Source organism: Xanthomonas sp. LMG 12459 (assembly GCF_009192905.1).
Taxonomy (GTDB): domain Bacteria; phylum Pseudomonadota; class Gammaproteobacteria; order Xanthomonadales; family Xanthomonadaceae; genus Xanthomonas_A; species Xanthomonas_A sontii.
This window is the reverse complement of record NZ_NSGT01000133.1, coordinates 1-821: the sequence shown is the minus strand read 5'-3', so window position 1 is coordinate 821 and position 821 is coordinate 1. Positions and strand designations below refer to the sequence as shown.

Here is an 821-nt window from a genome sequence, read left to right as displayed (position 1 = left end):
TGTCCACGCTGTTCGCGCCCTCGGCGGCCAAGCTGGCGCTGCTGTGCGCGACCAGCTTCGGCTGGTATGCGCTGTACTGGTTCTACCGCAACTGGCGCGCCTTGCGCCTGCTGTCTGGGCGACGACGCATCTCGCCGGTGTGGCGCTCGGTGTTCTCGCTGCTTTGGGTATTCGCCTGCTTTCGCGGGCTGGAACGCATCGTCGGCGCGCAGCGTGGCGCGCTGGTCGGCTGGCTGGGGCCGGCGTTGGCCTATGTCTGCCTGAGCCTGCTCGGCGTGTGGCCCTCGGCGCTGTCGCTGTTGACGCTGCTGACCTGGATGCCGGTCCTGCTGGTCAACCAGCGCCTGGCGCGGTTCAAGCAGGCGCGTGGCCTGCCGCAGAGCGCGGCCGAGCGCTTCACTGCCTGGACCTGGGCGTGGCTGGCGATCGCCGGGCCGTTGGCGCTGCTGGTGATGATCACGATGATCAGGGCGGTGACCATCGGCCACTCCATCGACATCGATCTGCCGCAGCGATAGGTCACGAACGCCAGGCGGAATCGGGGAGGCCACAGGGTCGGCATCCGGCGTCGACACGCGGCAGGGACGATCCGCTGCGAGTCTTCAAAGTTTCATATGCAACCACCACCCGCCTGGTCTCTAATACCGCCCCCCACGCTGTGCCCCCCCTCCCGTGAGCCTTCCCGATTCCGATCTGCGTCCGGACCTGGACCCGTTGCCCGACGACGGCACTGTCGTCACCGCCGGACCGCTGACCCCGCCGCCGGATTCGGCCGGCACCGTGCAGGATGCGCGCGCGCTGCGCCACAGCGTGGCCGAGGA

At 69.1% G+C, this 821-nt stretch carries 1 protein-coding gene and 1 pseudogene; both read left to right on the top strand.

Annotated features, from left to right (window positions below):
* On the top strand, positions 1–518 hold a 518-nt coding region (locus tag CEK65_RS20805), incomplete at its 5' end, for an MFS transporter permease (protein WP_152182860.1).
* Positions 519–714: 196 nt separating this feature from the next.
* Positions 715–821: pseudogene (locus CEK65_RS20800) on the top strand (YitT family protein); the annotation flags it as partial.